The organism is Microbacterium sp. SZ1 (genome assembly GCF_002362255.1).
Lineage (GTDB): Bacteria > Actinomycetota > Actinomycetes > Actinomycetales > Microbacteriaceae > Microbacterium.
Genome location: NZ_LPVV01000004.1, coordinates 1 through 14606 on the forward strand (window position 1 = coordinate 1; position 14606 = coordinate 14606).

Sequence of the window (14606 nt, forward strand, 5' to 3'; positions counted from 1 at the left end):
GCGCGCGGGGCGGGCAGGCGCGGCGCGCGGCGCGCCGGGGCGTCAGACCTGTACGACGTGGGGCGGCGGAGGCGGGGGCAGCTCCCGCCGGGGCACGCCGTGCGCCTCGCGGTGCAGACGCTCCATGCGGCTGTCGAGCTCGGCGGCGGCCTCCGCGGCATCCGTCAGACTCTCGACCAGGTGCGAGGGCACCTGGTTCGAGAACTTGTAGTAGATCTTGTGCTCGAGGCTGGCCCAGAAGTCCATGGCGATGGTGCGGAACTGCACCTCGACCGGCACCGAGAGCGCGCCGGTCGAGAGGAACACCGGCACCTCGATGATCGCGTGCAGGCTCTTGTATCCGTTGTCCTTGGGCTGAGCGATGTAGTCCTTGACCGTGCGGACTGTCACGTCGTCCTGGGCGGTGAGCAGGTCGAACAGGCGGTACACGTCGGCGACGAAGCTGCAGGTCACGCGCACCCCGGCGATGTCGGTGATCTCCGCCCTGATGCGCTCGAAGTCGGGCTCCTCGATGCCCTTGCGGGCGATCTTCTCGACGATGCTGTCGGGCGTCTTCAAACGGCTCTTGACGTGCTCGATCGGGTTGTACGAGTGGTGGTGCGTGAACTCGTCGCGGAGGATGCCGATCTTCGTCTCGACCTCCCGCATCCCGAACTCGTACTCCCGCAGGAAGCGCTGGAATTCGTCGCGGAGCTCCCGAGTCTGCTGAATCGCGTCGTCGGTGACCTGGAGGGACGTCATGGCTCCGACGTTACGCGTTCGTGATCGGAATGGGCTGTGGATCTTCCATGGCGCGTGTCGCGCAGACGTGACCCGTCGCGCACCCTTGACCCCGTCGCGAGGCCGGTCTAGAACGGAGCACATGACGAGCGCAGGCGAGAAGTGGACAGAGGCGTACATCGAGGCGTGGCGGTCGAACGATCCCGAGCAGATCGGCGCGCTCTTCGCCGTCGACGCGCGGTATCTGACCAGTCCGGACGCGGAGCCGCGGGTCGGGCGAGAGGCGATCGTGGCCGGCTGGCTCGACGACCTCGACGATCCGGGCACCTGGTCGTTCGAGTGGTGGATCGTCCGGGAGGATGCCGACTTCGTCGCCGTCGAAGGCCGCACGAAGTATCCCTCGGAGCGCGACTACCTCAACCTCTGGATCGTGCGATTGGATGCCGAGGGCAGGGCGACCGAGTTCACGGAGTGGTTCATGCCGCGTTCGCACGAGGACTGATCACGCGACGGGGACTGATCACGCGATCACGCGACGGGGACTGATCGCGCCACGGGCGTGAGGATTCCGTTAGGGCGGCACGACGTGCCGTAGGGATTCCGTGAGGATGGCGTGAGCGAAGCGTCAGCGGGCGTAGAGTCGCCCGACGTGTCAGATGAATCACGCGAGACCACGGACGCTCCTCCGCTCGCCAAACGCATCCTCATCGGCGAACCGCTGACGAGTCAGCAGGTCGACGATCAGCTGCTGCCCAAGAAGATGGCGCTGCCGATCTTCGCGTCGGATGCGCTGAGCTCGGTGGCCTACGCGCCGCAGGAACTCGTGATGATCCTGCTCATCGGCGGTCTGACCTTCCTCTCCTTCACGCCGCTCGTCGCGACCGCCGTCGTCGTGCTGCTCATCGTCGTGGTCCTCAGCTACCGGCAGCTCATCAAGGCGTACCCGTCGGGCGGAGGGGACTACGAGGTCGCGTCGAAGAACCTCGGCGAGATCCCGGGCGTCGTCGTCGCGGCCGCCCTGCTGGTCGACTATGTCCTCACGGTCGCCGTGTCGGTCTCATCGGGCGTCGACAACATCATCTCCGCCGTTCCGGGTCTCGACCCGCTCCGCGTCGAGCTCGCCGTCGGCTTCGTGATTCTCATCATCATCGTGAACCTGCGCGGGGTGCGCGAGGCCTCGCTCGTGTTCGCGATCCCCACCTACGTGTTCATCGGCTCGGTCGGCTTCATGATCGTGACCGGGCTGATCCGCACGGTCCTCGGCGATGCGCCCGTGGCGTCGAGCGCCGAGTTCGCCGTGCACTCCGAGGACCTCGGCCAGGCCGCGGTCATCCTCCTGATCCTGCGCGCGTTCTCGAGCGGATGCTCCGCTCTCACCGGCGTCGAGGCCGTGTCGAACGGCGTCCCGGCCTTCCGCACCCCGAAGATCCGCAACGCGCAGACCACTCTCGTGCTCATGGGGTCGATCGCGGCGTGCCTGTTCGCCGGGCTCACCGCGCTCGCGCTGATCGCCGGCGTGCACTACGCCGAGAACCCCTGCGACCTCGTCGGCTTCGACTGCTCGAACCCGCAGCCGAGCCTGATGGCGCAGATCGCCTCGGCGACGTTCGGCGGCGGCAGCATCCTGTTCTTCATCATCCAGGCGGCGACCGCCTGCGTGCTGCTGCTCGCGGCCAACACCGCGTTCAACGGCTTCCCGCTGCTCGGGTCGGTGCTCGCGCGCGACGGCTACGCGCCGAAGTCGCTGAACACCCGCGGCGATCGGCTCGTGTTCTCGAACGGCATGATCGTGCTCGGCATCGCCGCGATCGCCGTGCTCGTGGTGTTCCAGGCGCGGCTGACGACCCTCATCCAGCTGTACATCATCGGCGTGTTCGTGTCGTTCTCGCTCGGGCAGATCGGCATGGTCCGGCACTGGCGGCGCGTGCTGCGCGGGCCCGTGGAGAGCTCGAAGGATGCCGGAGTCGACGGCGCCTCGGCATCCGATCGCCGCTCGGCGAAGGTCGGACTCGTCATCAACTCCGCGGGCGCGACGCTGACGGTGCTCGTGCTCGTGATCGTGACGATCACGAAGTTCACGCACGGCGCTTACCTCGTGTTCTTCGCGATCCCGATCCTGGCGTTCCTCATGATGGGCGTGAAGCGGTACTACCGCGACGTGGAGCACGAGATCGCGATCGATGACACGACGAAGTTCGGGGCGACCGGCGACCTCGCGATCGTGCTGGTCAACCGCCTGCAGAAGCCCGTCGCGAAGGCCGTCGACTACGCGGTGGCCGCGAAGCACGACAAGACCATCGGACTGCACGTCGCCGTGGCATCCGACGACGTCGCCGAGCTGCAGCGCGAATGGCGCGACCACCTCGTGCCGATCCCGCTCGTGATCGTCGAGTCGCCCTACCGCGCCTTCGCGCAGCCGGTGGCGCAGTTCATCAAGCAGTACCGCGCGAAGCACGGCGCCTCGGTCGTGACCGTGTACCTGCCGCAGTACATCGTCGGGCACTGGTGGGAGACGTTCCTGCACAACCGCCGTGCCCGCCGCATGGCCAACCAGCTGATGCTCGTGCACGGGGTGACGATCACGCTCGTGCCGTGGCTGCTCGACTCGTCGGAGCTCATCTACGGACGCCGGTCACGCCCGCTTCCCGGACAGGAGCGCGCCGGTCGCCCCGTCGTCGTGAGCGGGCGTCGCGCGCACCGGCCGGAGGGCCCGCCCGAGGCGTGAGCGTGCGGGGCGCCGGGGCCTCGCGCGCCGAGACCCACCGCCCCCGGCGAAGCCCACCTTCCGCGACGTCGTTCGCGGTGGGTCTGGACGCGCGCGGTGGGTCTGGGCGCCGGGACCCCGCGCGCAGCACCCGCGTGCCTAGGCTGAGGGCATGAGCACGCCCGACGTCTGGCCCGTCCGCACCGAGCGACTGCAGGTGCGTCCGATGACCGAAGCCGACGTCGACGCGATGTGGGAGTGGCGGCGCCTGCCCGAGGTGAACCGCTGGTTGGGACTCGCGCCCGACACGATCGCGGCGTTCCGCGAGCGCTATCGCGACCCCGACCGGCTCGCGGCCATGTACCTGATCGAGCTCCTCCCGGGAGACGACAGCGACCCCCGACCGATCGGCGACGTGATGATCAGGATCGGCGACGGGTGGGCGCAGCTCGAGGTCGCCGATCAGGCGAAGGGCGTCGAGGCCGAGCTCGGCTGGGTGCTCGATCCGGCGTACACGGGTCGGGGCTATGCGACCGAGGCGATCCGCGCCGTGATCGACACCTGCTTCGGACCGCTCGGACTGCGACGCGTGCACGCCGGATGCTTCGCCGACAACGAGCCGTCGTGGCGCCTCATGGAGCGGCTCGGCATGCGGCGCGAGGAGTTCAGTCGCAAGACGGCCCTGCACCGGTCGGGCGAATGGCTCGACGGCCTGAACTACGGCATCCTCGCGGAGGAGTGGGCGGCGCGCTGAGCGCCGGACTCAGCCGGCGACGAGCGCGAGCACGAGAGTCGCGACCACCACGGTCGGCACGGCCACGGCCGCGCCCCACAGCATCAGGGTGCGCCAACGGATCTCGACGCCGAGCGACACGACGCGGTGGTGCCACAGCAGTGTGGCGAGCGACGCCCACGGCGTGATGAGCGGCCCGAGGTTGACGCCGATCAACAGCGCCATGAGCGCGACGGGATCGGATGCCGCGGGTTCGAGGATCAGGTACGCGGGCAGGTTGTTGACGCCGTTGGCGGCGAGCGCTCCGGCTGAGGCGAGTCCGAGCAGTCGACCAACACCATGTCCGTCGGTCGCGAGGGCGGAGAGGACGTCGAGGATGCCGTTCGCGTGCGCCGTCTCCACCAGCACGAACAGGGCGGTCGCGAGCCCGATCGCCTGCCACGGCACGAGCGACAGACGCAGCACGTGGCGCCGACGCACCGCGAACAGCACGACGAGCAGCACCGCGGCGACCGTCGCCGGGATCCACACGTCGTGCGTGAGCGCCAGCAGCGGCATGAGGAGCATCAGGATGCCGGCGGCTCCCCAGAACAGCACCCGGTCGGACGGGGCTGCGGCCGACGGCATCCGATACCCGCCGAACAGCGTGCGGCGGTGCACGATCGTGAGCAGGGCGACCGGCCCGACGATGCCGACGAGCGTCGGCGCCCAGCTGAGCGCGAGGAAGGATGCCGGTGACTCACCGATCGCCGGAGCCGCGAGCAGGTTCGTGAGGTTCGAGACGGGCAACGCGAGGGATGCCGTGTTCGCGAGCCACACGGTCGCGAGGGCGAAGGGCAGCGGCGAGACGCCGATGCTCTGCGCCAGCACGACGACCACCGGCGTCACGATGACCGCGGTCGTGTCGAGCGACAGGAACACCGTGCTCACGACCGCGAGCAGCACGACCGAGGCCCAGAGGGCGACGACGCGTCCGCGTCCCGCGCGGGCGAGGCGCTGCGCGACGACGTCGAACACCGCGGCATCGCGCGCCAGTTCGGCGACGATCGTGATCGCCACGACGAACCCGAGGACGGGTGTGATGCGGGCGCCGAGAGCCCCGGCATCCGATGCGGGCAGGATGCCGGTGACGAGGCAGATCAGCGCGACCGCGACGAGCACCAGGACGATGATGGTGCCCGGTCCCAGCCGGCGTCGTGTCGCGCTCACTTCGTGAGTGTACGGCCGGGAACGGCGGATGGCGTCGTGCGGCCGTGCACTCCGGGTGCCGATGCCGCCGCGGCCGACGGCCGGAGTCTAGGATTCAAGGGCGGGACCGGGGATTCCTCGGGGAGGCGCGCGCACGCACGACCGAGCCCGATCCGCGCCGATGACCGGGAGGGCGAATGGCGGCATCCGGCACGCGCGGCAGGCTCCGCGTCCTGCTCGGCGCAGCCCCGGGGGTGGGCAAGACGTTCGAGATGCTCGCCGAGGGGCGACGGATGCTCGATGAGGGCCGCGACGTCGTGATCGCGCTCGTCGAGACCCACGAGCGCGCTGCGACGAGGGCGCTGACCTCCGGCATCCCCGAGGTCCCCCGCCGCACCGCCCTGCACCGCGGGATGCCGGTGTCGGAGATGGATGTGGATGCGGTGCTCGCGCGGCATCCCGAGATCGCGCTCGTCGACGAGCTCGCCCACACGAACGCGCCGGAGTCGACGAACGCGAAGCGGTGGCAGGACGTCGAGGCGCTCCTGGATGCCGGGATCGACGTCGTCACGACCCTGAACGTGCAGCACATAGAGTCGCTGGGCGCCGTCGTGAAGAAGATCACCGGCGTCGCGCAGCAGGAGACCGTGCCGGATGCCGTGGTGCGGGCGGCGGACGAGATCGAGGTCGTCGATCTCGCCCCGGAGTCGCTGCGCGACCGTCTCTCCGCCGGCCTGGTCTACCCGGCCGAGCGGGTCGACGCCGCACTGTCGAATTACTTCCGCCTCGGAAACCTCACGGCGCTCCGCGAACTCGCACTGCTGTGGCTCGCCGACGAGGTCGACTCGGCGCTGCGCAGCTACCGCGCCGATCAGGGGATCGAGGGCACCTGGCAGGCGCGGGAGCGCGTGGTCGTGGCGCTCACCGGCGGCCCCGAGGGCGAGACGCTGCTGCGGCGGGGAGCGCGGATCGCCGCCCGCGCCGCCGGCGGCGAACTGCTCGCGGTGCACGTCGCCGCGCAGGACGGACTGCGTGACGCGACGCCGGGCGCGCTCTCGGCGCAGCGCTCGCTCGTCGAGTCGCTCGGCGGGACGTTCCACCAGATGGTCGGCGACGACATCCCCGGCACCCTCGTCGAATTCGCGCAGAGCGTCGACGCGACGCAGCTCGTGATCGGCGTCAGCCGACGGGGCCGCATCGCCGCCGCGCTGACCGGACCGGGTATCGGCGCCGAGGTGATCCGCCGCTCCGGCGACATCGACGTGCACATCGTCACCCACGCCGCGGCCGGCAACCGGGTGCGCCTTCCGCGCATCACCGGCGGCGCGCTGGGCTGGCGCCGACAGGTGCTCGGATTCGCCGTCGCCCTCATCGTCGGTCCCCTTCTGTCATGGGTGATGTTCACGCTCCGCAGCCCCGAGTCGATCACGGCCGAGGTGCTCGCCTATCAGCTGCTCGTCGTGGTCGTGGCGCTCGTGGGCGGCCTTGGGCCGGCCGTCTTCGCCGCTGTGCTCTCGGGCATCACCCTCGATCTGCTCTTCGTCGCGCCGCTGTTCACCATCACGATCGCGCACCCGCTGCACGTGCTCGCCCTGGCGCTGTACGTGCTGATCGCCGTGCTCGTCAGCATCATCGTCGACCAGGCCGCCCGACGTGCCCGCACCGCGCAGCGCGCCGCCGCCGAAGCCGAGCTGCTCGCCGCGGTCGCGGGCAACGTGCTGCGCGGCGACAACGCCGTGCTCGCCCTCGTCAGCCGCACGCGCGAGGCGTTCGGGCTCGCGGGCGTGCGGCTCCTGACGCCCGACGGCGAGGTGCTCGCGAGCGACGGCGAACCGGTACCCGACGGCCGCGTCACCCGCGTCGAGGTGCGCGGTGCATCGCCCGCGGTCCTCGAGCTCAGCGGAGACCCCCTCGATACCCCGGCCCGGCGACTGCTCGACGCGATCGTCGCGCAGCTCGCGGCGGCGATCGAGCACACCGACCTGCGGGCGACCGCGCGGGAGGCCGTGGCCCTCGCCGAGACCGATCAGGTGCGCACGGCGCTGCTGTCGGCGGTGAGCCACGACCTGCGGCGCCCGCTCGCCTCGGCCGTCGCCGCGATCGGCGGGCTCCGCGGGGCGCACGCGCTGTCGGCATCCGATCGCGAGGAGCTGCTGGCGACGGCCGACGAGAGTCTCGCGACGCTGTCGACCCTGGTCACCGATCTGCTCGACGTGAGCCGGGTGCAGGCGGGTGTGCTGGCGGTGTCGGCGCTGCCGATCGACGTGGCGGGACCCGTGCTCGCGGCGCTCGACGAGCTCGGCCTCGGTCCGAGCGACGTCGAACTGGCACTCGACTCGGAGCTTCCCCCGGTGACCGCCGACCCCGTGCTGCTGCAGCGCGTGCTCGTGAACGTGATCGCGAACGCGCGCCGCCATGCGCCGGACGGCAGCCGCGTGCTCGTGTCGACGAGCGCCATCGACGACCGAGCCGAGATCCGGGTCATCGACCGCGGCGCCGGCATTCCGGCCGAGAAACGGGATGCGATCTTCCAGCCGTTCCAACGCCTCGGCGACACCGACAACACCACCGGACTCGGCCTCGGGCTCGCCCTGTCGCGCGGATTCGCCGAGGGCATGGGCGGTAGCCTGACACCGGAGGACACCCCGGGCGGTGGACTCACGATGGTGATCTCGCTGCCGCTCGTCGGCGCCGACACGGAGGGCACGGAGTGAAGCTGCTCATCGCCGACGACGACCCGCAGATGGTGCGGGCGCTGCGCATCACACTGGCTGCGCACGGCTACGAGGTGGTGGTCGCGTCCGACGGCGCCGCGGCGGTGGCGACGGCCGCGCAGGCGCACCCCGACCTGATCATGCTCGACCTCGGGATGCCGCAGCTCGACGGCATCGAGGTCATCCAGGCCCTGCGGGGGTGGACGAGCGTGCCCATCATCGTCGTCTCCGGACGCACCGGCTCAGCCGACAAGGTCGAGGCACTGGATGCCGGCGCCGACGACTTCGTCACCAAGCCGTTCCAGGTCGACGAGCTCCTCGCGCGTCTCCGCGCGCTGTCACGGCGAGCGGCGCCGGCCGGGGAGTCCACCGTCGGATTCGGGGACGTGGTCGTCGACCTCGCCACGAAGACGGTCACGCGCTCGGGTGCGCGCGTGCACCTCACACCGACCGAATGGCGGATGCTGGAGCACCTCGCCCGGCACCCCGGCGCCCTCGTCACCCGGCAGGACCTGCTCAAGGAGATCTGGGGCAGCGAGCAGGTCGCCGACTCAGGGTACCTGCGGCTGTACATGTCGCAGCTGCGCAAGAAGCTCGAGCGCGAGCCCGGGTCGCCCGAGCACCTGCTGACCGAGTCGGGGATGGGCTACCGGCTCGTGCTCTGAGCGGGTCTCGCGTCGCTGCGGCTGCGCCTTCTGCGGCTGCAACTTCTGCGGCCTCAACCTTTTGCGGCCTCAACTTCGGCGGCCTCAACTTCTGCGGCCTTGGGCAACTTCTGCGGCCATGAAGCGGCGCGGAGGCCGCAGAAAGTGACTCTGGCCGTGAAAGTTCCTGCGCCGCGGTCGGCGGAGGCAGGGGCAGCGGACGCCTGCGCGAGTCAGACGGAGACGGATGCCGCGCGGCGGCGCCGCAGGACCCCGACGACCCCGGCGACGACCAGCGCCACGGCGACGACGATCCCGGCGATCGCGGTGACCGTGCTGTCGGGTTCGCCGGTGAGGCGCCCGACCGCGAGCCAGGAGAGCCCCCAGGCGGTGGCGAGCGCCGGGGCGATCCGCTTCAGCACGAGCGCGCTCGCGACGCCGATCACGAGCACGACGGCGAGCACGGCGACGGCCCAGACCTCGGCCTGCTCCGCCCAGTCGGCGGGAGCGATCTGCGTGAGCCAGGCCGCGGTGTTCGCGACGGTCGCGATCGTGACCCAGCCGAAGTGCAGCCCGTTGGCGCCGTCGACGACGATCCGCTCGGGCCAGGTGCGGGGGCTGCGCCGGTTGAGCAGCACCATGACGCGGGCGAGCGCCGCGAGGAGCAGCGCGATGACGAGAACCGTCAGAGGAAGGGTGAGGAACTGCGCCGTCACGAGCCACAGGCCGTTGAGCACCATGGTCGCCGCGATCCACCAGCCGGTCTCGCGCTGACGCTCGTTGTCACGCTGCGCTGGGAGAGCCTGCCACACCGTGTAGGCGATGAGCCCGAGGTAGATGAGCGACCAGATCGAGAACGCCGGTCCGGCGGGGGCGAGATACGACCCGGATGCCGAGAGCGCACCGTCCTGCAGCTCGTCGACGGACGTGCCTCCGACGGCACCCGACCCGACGGTTGCGGCGATCAGCATGAACACGGCTGCGGCGATGGTTGCGGCCTGACGGACGACGTCCTTCGAGCGGGATTCCATGCTGGCACGGTACGCGCCTGGGCGGCGGCCGCCCAGACCCTTGACTCTCGCTTGGCTAACGTCTAGCCTGGCTAGCTAAATGCGGGTGTGAAAGCCGACGCATGCTCTGCAGGAGATCGCTCGCAACGAAGGACGCGCACGCGGCATCCGTCCTTCGTTACAAGAGATCTCCTTTGTTACGGGTGGGCCCCCGCGGCGCGGGTGAGGCCCGCGGCGTGGGTGAGGCCCGCGGCGTGGGTGAGGGCCGCGGCGTGCGTGAGGCCCGCCGCGCGGGCGAGGGCCGCCGGGCAGACCGCATTACGGAGCCGGTCAGCGGACGGCGGCGTCGATCAGCACCTCAGCGGCATCCCGAGCCTGCGCCGCCACGGATGACTCACCGGAGATCGCGGCCGTGCTCTGCGCGCCCTCCGCCAGGATCGACAGCTGCGCAGCGAGGGAGGCGGGCGCCCCGGCATCCGTCACCAGTCCCGTCATGTAGCGCTGGAACGACGCCTTATGCTCGCGCACGAGCTCTGCGACCTCGGGGTTCGTGCCGCCGAGCTCTCCGAAGGCGTTGATGAACGCGCAGCCGCGGAAGTCGTCGGTGCAGAACCAGTCCTCGAGGTAGCCGTAGACGGCGAGCAATCGGTCGCGCGGCGCGCTCCCGGCATCCGCCACTGCGCCCGTGAGTCCCGACTCCCACTCTCCGTGCTTTCGAGCGAGGACGGCCGTGACGATGTCGGCCTTGGCCGGGAAGAGGGAGTAGAGGCGGCGCAGCGACACGCCGGACGCCGCGCGCAATTCGTCCATGCCCACGGCCGCGTATCCCTTGCGGTAGTAGAGCTCCTCCGCGGCGGAGAGGATGCGCTCACGAGCCTCTTCTTCGGTCATGTCCAAGAGTTTACTTGACATGAGAACGAACGTTCTCTAGATTGAACACATCGAGCGAGAACGATCGTTCTCACCGGAACCGAAAGGATCAGGATCATGGGTTACATCACCGTCGGAAACGAGAACAGCACTCCGATCGAGCTCTACTACGAGGACCAGGGTTCGGGTCAGCCCGTCGTCCTGATCCACGGGTACCCGCTCGACGGCCACAGCTGGGAGCGCCAGACCCGCGAGCTGCTCGACCAGGGCTACCGCGTCATCACGTACGACCGCCGGGGCTTCGGCGGCTCGTCGAAGGTGAACGCCGGCTACGACTACGACACCTTCGCCGCCGACCTCAACACCGTGCTCGAGACGCTCGACCTGCGCGATGTCGTACTCGTCGGCTTCTCGATGGGCACCGGCGAGCTCGCCCGCTACGTCGCGAAGTACGGACACGAACGCGTCGCGAAGCTCGCCTTCCTCGCCTCGCTCGAGCCGTTCCTCGTGCAGCGCGACGACAACCCCGAGGGCGTTCCGCAGGACGTGTTCGACGGCATCGCCGCGGCCGCCAAGGGCGACCGCTTCGCGTGGTTCACGCAGTTCTACAACGACTTCTACAACCTCGACGAGAACCTCGGCTCGCGCATCAGCCAGGAGGCCGTCACGGGCAGCTGGAACGTCGCGATCGGCAGCGCTCCCGTCGCCGCGTACGCCGTGGTGCCTGCGTGGATCGAGGACTTCCGCGGCGACGTCGAGGCCGTGGCCGCCGCCGGCAAGCCCACGCTGATCCTGCACGGCACGAAGGACAACATCCTGCCGATCGACGCCACCGCTCGCCGGTTCCACCAGGCCGTTCCCGAGGCCGAGTACGTCGAGGTCGAGGGCGCGCCCCACGGCCTCCTCTGGACCCACGCCGACGAGGTCAACGCCGCGCTGAAGAGCTTCCTCGCGAAGTAACCCCCGCTATACCCAGGTCGTTGAGCGAGGGGCCCAGCGCCCAGACGGAACGCGGTGAGCGTCACACGACGCTCACCGCGTTTAGTCTTGCGCCGCTCGCTCAACGACCCGCGGCGGCCCGAGCACCGTTCAGTTGGCACCTGATGCGGGAATCTCGCGGGAATTGCGGCATGAGGTGCCAAGTGAGCGTGGCGGACGCCGACGATCCGGGCGCGGGCCGCGGCCGCGGGCCGCGGGCGCGGACCCGCGGGGCGTCAGCCGCGCATGGCGACGCCGCGACGCCAGTAGCCCATGAAGGCCACCTGCCCGCGGTCGATCCCGAGGTCCTTCACCAGGTGCCGGCGCAGCGTGGTGACCACGCCGCTCTCCCCGGCGATCCAGAAATAGCGCTCGGGCGGAGCATTCGCCACCGCGATGTCCTCCCCGAGTCCGGAGTAGTCGGGCGTCTCCCACAGCAGGTCTTCGGATTCGATGTCGGTCACGTCGACGTCGTCACCGGCATCCGCGTCTCCGAGGTATTCGAGCACCGCCGGGATCAGCTGCAGCCCGTGGGCCTGCTCGCCCGTGCGGGGCAGCCACCGCACCTCGACGCCCGCCGGCGCCGCGATCGGAAGCACGTCGTCCGCCGAGGGCACCTCGATGAACGCGCACCCACGCAGGTCGCGCGGGGCGTCTTCGAGGATACGCGCGATCGCCGGCGCCGCTGTCTCGTCGCCGGCCAGCACGACGGATGCCGCGGTGCCCGGCTCGAACTCCGCTCCCCCGTGGGCGGAGGCGGGGATGCCGCGGCGCGGCCCCACGATGAAAAGCTCCTGCCCGACGGCCGCCGCGTCGGCCCAGCGAGAAGCGGGGCCGGAGAGCCCGGGTGCGAGATGCAGCACGAAGTCGACGTCGAGCTCGGTGCCGGCGTCCGTCACCCGCAGCTCTCGCACCGAGTAAGTGCGCATCGAACCGCGCTCGTCCTCGGGCACGGCGAGGTACGACGCCCACCAGTTGTCGGTCTCGCGGTCGAGGTCGGGCAGGATGCCGGAAGCCGGAGGGAAGACGATCTTGATGCGCGAGTCGAACACGTCGCCGGGGGTGCCGAACTCGAACAGCTCGTCGCCGCCGAACGTGACGCGCACGAAGTTCGGCGAGACGCGGGCGACCGCGCGCACCTCGGCGCGCGCCAGCACGTAGGTGGGGCGCTCGGTGGTGGTCTCAGCGGACATGGTGCCTCCCGATCGGGGTGACCATCGGCTTTCCTGATACCGGGTCTGTGGTGATCTGATTCGCGAGGCCGAAGACCTCTGCGACGTGCTCGGCCGTGACGACCTCCTGCGGCGTGCCCGTCACGTGCACGCGTCCGTCCTTCATCGCCACGAGCTCGTCGGAGTACCGCGCCGCGAGGTTCAGGTCGTGCAGCACCATGACGATCGTCGTGCCGCGCGAGACGCTGAGGTCGGTGAGCAGATCGAGCACCTCGACCTGGTGCGCGACGTCGAGGAACGTGGTCGGCTCGTCGAGCAGCAGGATGTCGGTCTCCTGCGCGAGGGCCATCGCGATCCACACGCGCTGACGCTGCCCGCCGGAGAGCTCGTCGACGCTGCGGTCGGCGAGGTCGGCGGTTCCGGTCACCTCGAGCGCGTCGGCGACCACCTCGTAGTCATGGGTGCTCCACCGCGACAGCATCTTCTGATGCGGATGCCGGCCGCGACCCACCAGGTCGGCCACCGCGATGCCCTCCGGCGCCGTCGGCGACTGCGGGAGCAGACCGAGGATGCGCGCGACCTCCTTCGTGGGTCGCGTGTGCACCGAGGTGCCGTCGAGCACGATCTGCCCCTCCGAGGGCGAGAGCAGCCGGGCGAGCGAGCGGAGCAGCGTCGACTTGCCGCATCCGTTCGCTCCGACGATCGTCGTGATCCTGCCCGGCGCGATCTGCAGGTCGAGCCCGTCGATGACCGTGCGGTCGCCGTAGGAGAGGGTGACGGACTCCGCCGCCAGGGTGTGCGCTTCGGTCACAGAGAGCCTCCCGAGCGGTTGGTGCGGACGAGCAGGTAGATGAGGTACGGGGCGCCGAGCACGCCGGTGATGACGCCGACCGGGTAGCGCTCGCCGAACGCGAACTGGCCGAGCAGGTCGCTGCCGAGCACCAGCACTGCTCCGACGAACGCGCTGGGCACGAGCAGGTTCGCGCCGGGGCCGGTGATGCGGGCGGCGATCGGGCCGGCCATGAACGCGACGAACGCGATGGGCCCGGTAGCGGCGGTGGCGAACGCGAGCAGGGCCACGGCGCCGAGGATGCAGAGCACGCGCGTCGTGTTCACCCGCACGCCGAGCCCGGACGCCGAGTCGTCGCCGAGCTGCATCGCGCCGAGCGCACGGCCCTGGGCCAGCAGCAGCGGCACGATCACGATCGCCGCGATCGCGAGGGGGGCGACGCGCTCCCAGGAGGCGCTGTTGAGGCTGCCGGTGAGCCACTGCATCGCGGTCTGGATGTCCCACGATGCGGCCCGCGACAGCACGTACGAGATGACGCTCTGCAGCATGAGCGAGACGCCGATGCCGATGAGGATCAGCCGCGTTCCGGCGAATCCGCCGCGGATCGACAGCAGGTAGATGGCTCCGGCCGTGAGCAGCGCTCCGCCGAGTGCCATGAGCGAGACGAGCGGACCGTCGAGCGACAGCACGATGATGCCGATCACGGCGGCCGCGCCCGCGCCGTTCGAGATGCCGATGATGTCGGGGGAGGCGAGCGGATTGCGCAGCAGCGTCTGGAACGAGACGCCGGCCATGCCGAACGCGATGCCGGCGAGGATCGCCAGTACCGCCCGGGGCAGACGAAGCTCCCCGACCGTGAACGAGGCCCCGGGCACGGTCTCACCGAGGATGACGCGCACCACGGCGTCGAGCGGATAGAACGTGTTGCCGACCATGAGTGCGACCGTGAACAGCGCGAGCAGCAGGACGCCGAGCACGATCGTCGCGACCCCGTGCCGGCGGTGGCGTGCGCGGCGGCCTGCGATGATCGCGGCGACGCGGTCGTGCGTCGAGGTCTGCGTGGGAGCGGTGCGGTCCATGGTG

At 70.4% G+C, this 14606-nt stretch carries 13 protein-coding genes; 6 read left to right on the forward strand and 7 right to left on the reverse strand.

All coding sequences use genetic code 11. The features are described from left to right. Positions 1-42: 42 nt before the first annotated feature. Complete coding sequence (locus AUC47_RS03490) at positions 43-741, reverse strand: GTP pyrophosphokinase (RefSeq protein ID WP_096713865.1); 699 nt, start codon at positions 739-741, stop codon at positions 43-45. A 121-nt stretch (positions 742-862) separates the two neighbouring features. Here AUC47_RS03490 and AUC47_RS03495 point away from each other — a divergent pair, with 121 nt between their 5' ends. The 3 genes from AUC47_RS03495 (at position 863) to AUC47_RS03505 (ending at position 4178) form a co-directional block, all read left to right on the forward strand. Next, the gene (locus tag AUC47_RS03495) at positions 863-1222 is read left to right on the forward strand and encodes a nuclear transport factor 2 family protein (RefSeq protein WP_096713866.1); all 360 of its coding nucleotides are present in this window, start codon (positions 863-865) and stop codon (positions 1220-1222) included. A 258-nt stretch (positions 1223-1480) separates the two neighbouring features. After that, the gene (locus AUC47_RS03500) at positions 1481-3445 is read left to right on the forward strand and encodes an APC family permease (protein ID WP_256999455.1); all 1965 of its coding nucleotides are present in this window, start codon (positions 1481-1483) and stop codon (positions 3443-3445) included. A gap of 151 nt (positions 3446-3596) precedes the next feature. Next, positions 3597-4178, forward strand: a complete 582-nt coding sequence (locus tag AUC47_RS03505) for a GNAT family N-acetyltransferase (RefSeq protein ID WP_096713867.1) — start codon at positions 3597-3599, stop codon at positions 4176-4178. 9 nt (positions 4179-4187) lie between these two features. On the opposite strand, the gene AUC47_RS03510 is transcribed toward AUC47_RS03505, so the two are convergent. Continuing rightward, positions 4188-5366, reverse strand: coding sequence for an SLC13 family permease (locus tag AUC47_RS03510; RefSeq protein ID WP_256999431.1), 1179 nt, complete (start codon positions 5364-5366; stop codon positions 4188-4190). A gap of 176 nt (positions 5367-5542) precedes the next feature. On the opposite strand from AUC47_RS03510, the gene AUC47_RS03515 reads away from it, so the two are divergent. After that, the gene (locus AUC47_RS03515) at positions 5543-8059 is read left to right on the forward strand and encodes an ATP-binding protein (protein ID WP_096713868.1); all 2517 of its coding nucleotides are present in this window, start codon (positions 5543-5545) and stop codon (positions 8057-8059) included. After that, positions 8056-8724: a response regulator gene (locus tag AUC47_RS03520; RefSeq protein WP_096713869.1), complete on the forward strand. Its 669-nt coding sequence runs from the start codon at positions 8056-8058 to the stop codon at positions 8722-8724. Before AUC47_RS03515 ends, AUC47_RS03520 begins: the two co-directional genes overlap by 4 nt. 212 nt (positions 8725-8936) lie before the next feature. Here AUC47_RS03520 and AUC47_RS03525 read toward each other — a convergent pair whose 3' ends face one another. Further along, positions 8937-9734: a tryptophan-rich sensory protein gene (locus AUC47_RS03525; protein WP_096713870.1), complete on the reverse strand. Its 798-nt coding sequence runs from the start codon at positions 9732-9734 to the stop codon at positions 8937-8939. 309 nt (positions 9735-10043) lie between these two features. Beyond that, on the reverse strand, positions 10044-10604 hold the full coding sequence (locus AUC47_RS03530; protein WP_096713871.1) for a TetR/AcrR family transcriptional regulator: 561 nt from the start codon (positions 10602-10604) through the stop codon (positions 10044-10046). Between the two features lie 96 nt (positions 10605-10700). Between AUC47_RS03530 and AUC47_RS03535 the strand changes: the two genes are divergently transcribed. Continuing rightward, positions 10701-11543 (forward strand): alpha/beta fold hydrolase, encoded by an 843-nt coding sequence (locus tag AUC47_RS03535; RefSeq protein WP_096713872.1) that lies wholly within the window; start codon positions 10701-10703, stop codon positions 11541-11543. Positions 11544-11797: 254 nt separating this feature from the next. On the opposite strand, the gene AUC47_RS03540 is transcribed toward AUC47_RS03535, so the two are convergent. From AUC47_RS03540 to AUC47_RS03550, 3 genes are read right to left on the reverse strand one after another with little or no spacing between them, the layout of a single operon-like run. After that, on the reverse strand, positions 11798-12754 hold the full coding sequence (locus AUC47_RS03540; RefSeq protein WP_096713873.1) for a siderophore-interacting protein: 957 nt from the start codon (positions 12752-12754) through the stop codon (positions 11798-11800). Beyond that, positions 12744-13544 carry an ABC transporter ATP-binding protein gene (locus AUC47_RS03545; RefSeq protein ID WP_096713874.1) on the reverse strand — a complete coding sequence of 267 codons (801 nt, stop codon included), beginning with the start codon at positions 13542-13544 and terminating at the stop codon, positions 12744-12746. Before AUC47_RS03545 ends, AUC47_RS03540 begins: the two co-directional genes overlap by 11 nt. Continuing rightward, positions 13541-14602: a FecCD family ABC transporter permease gene (locus AUC47_RS03550; RefSeq protein WP_096714181.1), complete on the reverse strand. Its 1062-nt coding sequence runs from the start codon at positions 14600-14602 to the stop codon at positions 13541-13543. The genes AUC47_RS03545 and AUC47_RS03550 overlap by 4 nt, the downstream gene beginning before the upstream one ends. Positions 14603-14606: the final 4 nt, after the last annotated feature.

Coding starts and splice junctions, on each gene's coding strand:
- AUC47_RS03500 (WP_256999455.1), top strand. CDS start 1,481: ATGGCGCTGCCGATCTTCGCGTCGGATGCGCTGAGCTCGGTGGCCTAC.
- AUC47_RS03495 (WP_096713866.1), top strand. CDS start 863: ATGACGAGCGCAGGCGAGAAGTGGACAGAGGCGTACATCGAGGCGTGG.
- AUC47_RS03515 (WP_096713868.1), top strand. CDS start 5,543: ATGGCGGCATCCGGCACGCGCGGCAGGCTCCGCGTCCTGCTCGGCGCA.
- AUC47_RS03550 (WP_096714181.1), bottom strand. CDS start 14,602: ATGGACCGCACCGCTCCCACGCAGACCTCGACGCACGACCGCGTCGCC.
- AUC47_RS03535 (WP_096713872.1), top strand. CDS start 10,701: ATGGGTTACATCACCGTCGGAAACGAGAACAGCACTCCGATCGAGCTC.
- AUC47_RS03530 (WP_096713871.1), bottom strand. CDS start 10,604: ATGACCGAAGAAGAGGCTCGTGAGCGCATCCTCTCCGCCGCGGAGGAG.
- AUC47_RS03525 (WP_096713870.1), bottom strand. CDS start 9,734: ATGGAATCCCGCTCGAAGGACGTCGTCCGTCAGGCCGCAACCATCGCC.
- AUC47_RS03505 (WP_096713867.1), top strand. CDS start 3,597: ATGAGCACGCCCGACGTCTGGCCCGTCCGCACCGAGCGACTGCAGGTG.
- AUC47_RS03490 (WP_096713865.1), bottom strand. CDS start 741: ATGACGTCCCTCCAGGTCACCGACGACGCGATTCAGCAGACTCGGGAG.
- AUC47_RS03540 (WP_096713873.1), bottom strand. CDS start 12,754: ATGTCCGCTGAGACCACCACCGAGCGCCCCACCTACGTGCTGGCGCGC.